Annotated in this window: 3 protein-coding genes and 2 pseudogenes; 3 read left to right on the forward strand and 2 right to left on the reverse strand. The window is 61.4% G+C overall.

What is annotated here, in order from left to right; genetic code table 11:
• Together BZ163_RS00225 and BZ163_RS00230 are read right to left on the reverse strand one after the other, a co-directional pair.
• Positions 1–377: pseudogene (locus BZ163_RS00225) on the reverse strand (oxidase); the annotation flags it as partial.
• 273 nt (positions 378–650) lie between these two features.
• Complete coding sequence (locus BZ163_RS00230; RefSeq protein WP_128869340.1) at positions 651–1,568, reverse strand: LysR family transcriptional regulator; 918 nt, start codon at positions 1,566–1,568, stop codon at positions 651–653.
• 143 nt (positions 1,569–1,711) lie between these two features.
• Here BZ163_RS00230 and BZ163_RS00235 point away from each other — a divergent pair, with 143 nt between their 5' ends.
• The 3 genes and pseudogenes from BZ163_RS00235 to BZ163_RS00245 all read left to right on the forward strand — a co-directional run.
• Positions 1,712–2,470: a 5-oxoprolinase subunit PxpA gene (locus tag BZ163_RS00235; RefSeq protein WP_128869341.1), complete on the forward strand. Its 759-nt coding sequence runs from the start codon at positions 1,712–1,714 to the stop codon at positions 2,468–2,470.
• 92 nt (positions 2,471–2,562) lie between these two features.
• Complete coding sequence (locus tag BZ163_RS00240) at positions 2,563–2,808, forward strand: acetyl-CoA carboxylase (RefSeq protein ID WP_128869342.1); 246 nt, start codon at positions 2,563–2,565, stop codon at positions 2,806–2,808.
• 10 nt (positions 2,809–2,818) lie between these two features.
• Positions 2,819–3,181: pseudogene (locus tag BZ163_RS00245) on the forward strand (biotin carboxylase N-terminal domain-containing protein); the annotation flags it as partial.

Below are 3,181 nucleotides of genomic sequence, written 5' to 3' on the forward strand. Positions count from 1 at the left end.
AGCGGCGTGTCGACCGCGCCCTTGATCGTCAGGCGGTAGCTGTCCGGATCGATGCTGGTGGGGAAATTGGCCAGGTGGTAACGCACGAAAAAGGCGTCGTTGGGCGTGATCGGCCCATCGTTGAAGAGCGCGAAGGGCGTCTCCAGGTGCGGCGGGCGAGTGGTCACCAGGGTCAGCGGGCGTTTTTGCGGATATTGCACCAGCGGCCGCGGGCCAGCCGCAAAGGTCACGTCTTCGGCGTTTGTGTCGGCCGCCTCGGGTTCGGCGGCGGCCTTGGCCAGGCTTGCCAATGGCGAGGCCGCCAAAGCCAGGGTCAAGGCATCGCGCAGCACGCGTCGACGGCTCGGATGGCTGTTTTCTACAAAGCTGAACTTCATTCTGCACTCTCTATGATTGTATTGATGAGATGCAATTGACAGCTGCCCGTCAGGGCCGCGAGGCAGCGGGTCGTTCCTCCATTTTTGATTTTCAGCGGAAATTGCAGAGGGCATATTCGGACGCTTGTGACGGTCTGCATAGGTCCAGTTCATGCACACGTGTTGGACCTCAGCCAGCTTGCGGAGAGGTCATGACCAGCGCTGAATGAGGCATGTTCGATACTGTGACGGCTCGCCGTGCCCGTGTCCGGAACACCTCGGTATCCGCTTCTTTCAACGTCGCGCAGATAACTGTTGCGGCGCCAGAAAGGCATCGTGGAAGTAGTTGCGGAACGCTTGCATGGCCGGGCTGAAATTGCGCTCGCGATGCCAGGCCAGGCCGACACTCATGGGGGTGACCTTGTCGGTGACCGTCAGGGTTTCGATGCGTTTGCCTTCCAGCGACCAGGGGCGATGCACCAGGTCCGAGAGGATCGCTACGCCGCTGCCATTGGCAACCATGCTGCGCACCGCTTCCACGGAGCTGGTTCGCACGCGCACGTTGGGTTGTTGGTGCGCGTGTTCCCAATAACGCATGGCGCTTTGTTCGGCTTCGTCGACGGTCAACAGGATGTAGGGTTCCTTCGCCACGTCGGCGAGGCTGACCGCGGAGCGTTCGCACAGTGGATGGTGGCTGGGCAGCCAGAGCCGGCGTTCGGAGTTGAACAGAATTTCCGAGACGATGTCCGGGTGAGTGAGGTTCGCCGTGAGCACCACCGCCATGTCGAATCGGCCTTCCAGCAAACCGTGTTCGATGGCCTGGCGTTCTTGTTCGTGGACTTCGATGGCCACGTCCGGGTGCCAGTGTTCCAGCCGTTGCAGATGGTGCGGCAGGAAGTACCCGATCACCGTATAGCTGGCGGCCAGGCGCAGCAGGCCGCTGGCGCGGACGTCGGGCAGCGGGCTGTTCAGCGCGTCGTCGACGCTGCGTTGGATCACATAGGCCCGATTGAGAAAATGCCGCCCGGCATCGGTCAGGCTCATGCCCTGGGCCGAACGCTGGAACAGCAAGGTGCCCAGCATGCCTTCCAGTTCCTTGATCGCCGTGGTCACCGCCGACTGGGAAATATTCAAATGAATGGCCGCTTGAGAAATTTGCCCGATCTCGGCGGTGGCGACGAAATAGCGGACCTGGCGCAGGGTCAGTGACATGAGCACTCCGGACGGTGGGGTATCTGTTTTTCACGGGCTATCTGTTTTTCAGAAGATGGCCCATCTGATAATAGATCTTCCCAAGGGGTTGGCAGGAATCTAACGTGGCTTGCATGAAGTCACAAGCGTCGGGAGCAAGTGTCATGCAGGCAGTAGATTTCAACTCGGACATGGGCGAAGGCTTCGGTCCATGGACCATCGGCGATGGCGTCGACAATGAGCTGATGGGCTTCATCAGTTCGGCCAACATCGCCACCGGCTTTCATGCCGGGGACCCCAGCACCATGCGCCGCACTGTGGAACAGGCCAAGCGCCTGGGCGTATCCATCGGCGCGCATCCAGGGTTTCGCGACCTGGTGGGATTTGGCCGTCGGCACATCAACGCACCGGCCCAGGAACTGGTGGACGACATGCTCTACCAGTTGGGCGCCCTGCGTGAACTCGCCCGGGTTCAAGGGGTGGCGCTGCAACACATCAAACCCCACGGCGCGCTCTACATGCACCTGGCGCGGGATGAGGAGGCCGCCCGTTTGCTGGTGGAAAACCTGCGACGCCTGGAGCCTGAGTTACTGCTGTATTGCATGCCCGATTCAGTGATCTGGCGCGTCGCCAAGGAACTCGGTCAACCGGTGATCCGCGAGTTCTACGCCGACCGCGAGTACGACCTCAGCGGCTCCATCGTCTTCACCCGCAACGTGCGCGCCTACGATCCGGCCCAGGTGGCCGCGCGGGTACTGCGTGCCTGTCAGGAAGGCGTGGTACGCACGGTCGAGGGTCAGGACCTGAAGATCGAATTCGATTCCATCTGTTTGCACAGCGATACGCCGGGCGCCCTGGCGTTGGTCGAAGCCACGCGTAACGCACTCGATAGCGCCGGGATCGAGGTTCGCGCACCCCGCTGAATCAGCACGAAACACCCGGCACACAGACGCCAGGGTTTAAACACCAATTCATTTTTGCCTGCCTTTCTACAACTATTCCAAGAGGAACAGACATGGCCGAACACACTGTCATCACCCCATTGCCCGGGACCTTCTACCGCAAAGCCACCCCCGAATCGGCGAACTTCGTCGAGGAGGGCGCGCAGGTCAACGCCGACACGGTGATTGGCCTGATCGAGGTCATGAAGCAGTTTTCCGAACTGACCGCCGGGACAGCCGGTCGCCTTGGCGCATTTCTGGTCGAAGACGGCGATCCGGTGGAACCGGGTCAGGTCGTCGCAACACTCGACGACGAGTGAGGGCGCGATCATGACTCAAGGCATTCGTAAATTACTGATCGCCAACCGTGGCGAGATTGCCGTGCGGATTATCCGCGCCGCCAAAGCACTGGGCATCCCCACCGTTGCCGCGTGCAGCGAAGCGGACCTCGACTCCCAGGCTGCGCGCATGGCCGACGAGGTGCACTTGCTCGGTCCCGCCCGCGCCGACAAAAGTTACCTGAACGTCGAAGCATTGCTCGCAGCCTTGAAAACCACGGGGGCCAATGCGGTCCATCCCGGTTATGGCTTTCTCTCGGAGAACGCCGATTCGCCGAAGCCGTCCTCGCGGCGGGCGCCATTTTCGTCGGGCCCAGCCCGGAGACGATCCGGCGCATGGGCGATAAAGCCGAGG

This window comes from Pseudomonas sp. VI4.1, assembly GCF_002029345.1.
In the GTDB taxonomy this organism is placed as follows: domain Bacteria; phylum Pseudomonadota; class Gammaproteobacteria; order Pseudomonadales; family Pseudomonadaceae; genus Aquipseudomonas.

Excerpts from the sequence above, each read along its gene's own strand:
- BZ163_RS00230 (WP_128869340.1), bottom strand. The coding sequence starts at position 1,568 with ATGTCACTGACCCTGCGCCAGGTCCGCTATTTCGTCGCCACCGCCGAG.
- BZ163_RS00235 (WP_128869341.1), top strand. The coding sequence starts at position 1,712 with ATGCAGGCAGTAGATTTCAACTCGGACATGGGCGAAGGCTTCGGTCCA.
- BZ163_RS00240 (WP_128869342.1), top strand. The coding sequence starts at position 2,563 with ATGGCCGAACACACTGTCATCACCCCATTGCCCGGGACCTTCTACCGC.